Annotated in this window: 4 protein-coding genes; 3 read left to right on the top strand and 1 reads right to left on the bottom strand. The window is 55.9% G+C overall.

All coding sequences use genetic code 11. The features are described from left to right. The 3 genes from KIP88_RS45405 to KIP88_RS45395 form a co-directional block, all read left to right on the top strand. Positions 1-482: GYD domain-containing protein (locus tag KIP88_RS45405; protein ID WP_249791558.1), on the top strand; the 482-nt coding region annotated here is incomplete at its 5' end. 341 nt (positions 483-823) lie between these two features. Continuing rightward, positions 824-976, top strand: coding sequence for a hypothetical protein (locus KIP88_RS45400; protein ID WP_214494565.1), 153 nt, complete (start codon positions 824-826; stop codon positions 974-976). Between the two features lie 135 nt (positions 977-1,111). Then, complete coding sequence (locus KIP88_RS45395) at positions 1,112-1,345, top strand: hypothetical protein (RefSeq protein WP_108522855.1); 234 nt, start codon at positions 1,112-1,114, stop codon at positions 1,343-1,345. Between the two features lie 1,636 nt (positions 1,346-2,981). On the opposite strand, the gene KIP88_RS45390 is transcribed toward KIP88_RS45395, so the two are convergent. Next, a partial coding sequence (locus tag KIP88_RS45390; protein WP_214494564.1) for a hypothetical protein occupies positions 2,982-3,244 on the bottom strand: 263 nt, incomplete at its 5' end.

Genomic DNA, 3,244 nt, shown 5'->3' with positions numbered 1-3,244 from the left:
GCCCATTTTGGACATTCGGTTGCAATGTTAATGCGGACATCACCGCGACAGGACGTTACTTCGGAGAATGGACCACTAGCGATACAGAGGAGGCCAGCATGACGATTTACATTTCTCAAGGTCGTTACACCGCCGCGGCCATCAAGGGGATGTCTGCGAAGCCCGAGGACCGTTCCGAGGCGGTCGCGGAGCTGTTCGCCGCCGCCGGTGCTCGATTGATCAGTTGGTATCTGACTTTGGGACCCTACGATTGGCTAATCATAGCGGAAGCACCGGATGAACCCACGATGATTTCAGCGGTGCTTGCGGCCGCGGCGGGTGGAAGCCTTTCGGACATAACCACTACCGTCGCGCTCACGGCGAGTGATTCGGCAAAGGCCTTCCAGCGGGCAGGCGAGCTTACTTTGAAATTCAGATCGGCGGGCCGTGCCGATTACTACGGAGTAGGGATCGATTCGGGCCGTGAGATCGGCGAGGCTTGAATACTCTGGGATCTACGCTGCCGCCGACATGACGAAAAGCCAATAGGATCGTGGGCAATAGGCGTGCCCGGAGCTGCATTGTCAGCCGAGCGTGGGCTGCCGGATCGCTAATGCAACTCGAAACAAATGGCCGCTGTTGGCGCAAAGCTGCCGGTCGGAGGACGTTTGCTCCTGGGGGTAGAACGGACATGCCGCACTGGCGGATTGAGGTCTCAGTTTGACCCAACTGAGACATTAGTTCGCCGCCAGAACTGACATCGGCCCCTTCAAGTATGTTAGTCTGAGCCAGTACGATGCGCGGTATTCAGTCGTGGGGATCCATCCATCAAAAGGGTCACGTCATGAGCAAACGTGAAAATGAAGCAAGCAAGTTCCGTCCATCGGATAGGCCCCTGAACGATTACGAGCAGGAGCAAAAAGCGCTGCGCGAAAACCTAGAACGGCTGCAGGCTGAACGACTGGCGAGAGAGGTTGCCAAGTCGAAGGACGGTTAGAAAGCGGAACTCTGTAGCGGCGGGCCGGGCGGCCTCGGTAATTCCCTATCCCCGGTCGGGGGCCGCTTTCGGTTTCTTTGCCTTTAAAGTCGCCTTTTCGTTCCCACACTATTTGATAGGGCACCGGAGGCTGAGATGAAATCAGAGTTCTTCAGCATGTTCGGAATACCACCCACCGAATGCGAAATCGAAGCCCGCAAAGATGAATTGGGTGTGCCGCGACTGTGGTTTCGATCAACGGGAAATCCGCTGGTCGGCTTGGATTTGACTGGTGCTACCCAGCTTCAGCATTTGTTGACTGATGCCGGCGAAGCCAATCAGGCGAACGAAATTGGTCAACACATCGCCAAAGCGCAGCACCTTCGATAATTGTTTTTCAGGGGTGATCCTGCAGATAGTAGTCAGCCCGAGGGGGTGAATTGCCTTTAGGGCCTCGGGGCATTACGCAACTTCTCCTGGGCCGCCTTATATTCGTCTTCGAGGGGCAGTTTGTCGAAATCGGGCTTGTAGCCGTTCTTCTCGTATGTCGACCTAGGTATCGGGATGGAAACGCCGTCGTATTCAACCTGAGCCGACTGATCTGGTGTCTTAAATAATCCGGTGGGCATGATGCCAGCCCTCCTTGCTTTGGCTTAAGCATATCACGAGGACCTTGATCGCCCCGGCTCACCCAAACAAAAAGACCGCCGGAGACCGGCGGTCCTTTCGTTTACAGTTGGGGTTGATGCGCTCGACTTTGCTCTAGCCTTAGACAGTGGCCGCTATGGGTCTCTTATGTCTCTTGTTGGTGCTAGCCGGTGCGAGAACCTATCGATCAAACCTAACCTTTCTTAAAACTGGGCGCGGCTCAAGGAAGATCAAGTGAGGGATGCTGACCTAGCCCCTTGCCGTCCGCGCGGCCAAACCTATGTCTGCCTTGGCTGATCTGCACGGTTTTGCTCCCAATCGTCGCGCAGCCAGGCAGCCAGAGACGGCGTCACATATGAACGAGTGGCTATCGTCGCCCGGATTGCAGACCCCGACATAAACGGTAAGGCCATCAGCCAGCGAGTTGCCCGGCATATATCCGGATTCGTCCTGGCGTGGTCATACGCAGCTCGCCCGATAGGTCCACCATGTAGCCCAGCGCGATCAGCCTAGCGCTGTGCGCGGCGGGGATTGCGGACACTGAGCTATTTATAGCCGCGTTACAGACCGTAAGCAGGGAGGCGAATTCTTCAGTGGTCAGCATTTGCGCTTCTAGGGCCATGATCCTGAGCGTGGACTGCTTCGGGCAATCCCGCGTGGTCAATATTGCTCACGTACGCGAATAAAGGCCGCCTTAGTTGGCGTCCGTAATCTTTCCCTTGCCGTCGCAGTCTCTGCATTTGACGGGGTAGATTTTGCGGTCCGGCCGGATCGGCTGCGCCACCGCGGGGAAGCCCGTTCCGTTGCAGGTCTGGCACGTATGTTCTTTGATCTTCAGCGTCATAGTGAGCCTTTCAAGCCGCCTAAGTGGAGCGGGGCAACAAGTAGCGGACAGTCATTCCGGCCCCGTTGGCGCGCTCAATAAGCAAGACATCGCCAAGCTTCATTTCCGCTTCCATGGCGTCACAGCAGAAAGGCATCCCATGCGTAGAGCCGGGATAGCCACCGAGTGAGCGGTACAGCTCCCCCGAGTTGATTAGGACATCAATCCGACCGTGATGGGTAGCGCGCTCCATCTGCGCCAGCAGCCCTTGTCGGAAGAGATCCATTATTACCATGCAAGGGCTTAGCACGCTTGGTGACGAACAGGTGGCTTATCTCAGAGACAGTCTCAGCCCGGATGCCTTAATTCGCCCGTGAGCTGTGTGAACTCCGGCAATTTGAGGAGGCCTGTTACATCGCAATCGACGCAGCGGAATTTGCGTCCTCCCGTTTTCACGAGCACAAATCGCATAGGCATGCTGCACTTCGGGCAGATCGGAGGCGGGGAATTCTTGGGCATGGGATCTCCCTTCACCAAGGCGGCAGCTCAACACTCTCAGTCACCGACAACAGCCAAAAGCGCGAAACGGTGATAAATCACCCTGCGCTTTTTAACGGCCCAATAGCGAGTCAATTCCGAGCAATCGACGCGGTATTCAGGCACTCCGCCATTTCCAGTTAGATCGGCGCAATCACTTTCGATCCGCAGGATCAGAATTGCGGCTGGCGGCTTCTCAATCGAACGATCAACATTGTTTGGCATCGACAGTAGCGCAGCTACATCCGATCTCATCTTTACCGATATCCGATGTCTGCTTT

The organism is Bradyrhizobium sp. SRL28, from assembly GCF_018596315.1.
Lineage (GTDB): Bacteria > Pseudomonadota > Alphaproteobacteria > Rhizobiales > Xanthobacteraceae > Bradyrhizobium.
Note: the sequence above shows the minus strand (reverse complement) of the source record. Positions and strands in the feature narration are given on the sequence as shown.

What these genes read in the sequence shown, in the direction of transcription:
- KIP88_RS45395 (WP_108522855.1), top strand. Translation starts at nt 1,112, where the DNA reads ATGAAATCAGAGTTCTTCAGCATGTTCGGAATACCACCCACCGAATGC.
- KIP88_RS45400 (WP_214494565.1), top strand. Translation starts at nt 824, where the DNA reads ATGAGCAAACGTGAAAATGAAGCAAGCAAGTTCCGTCCATCGGATAGG.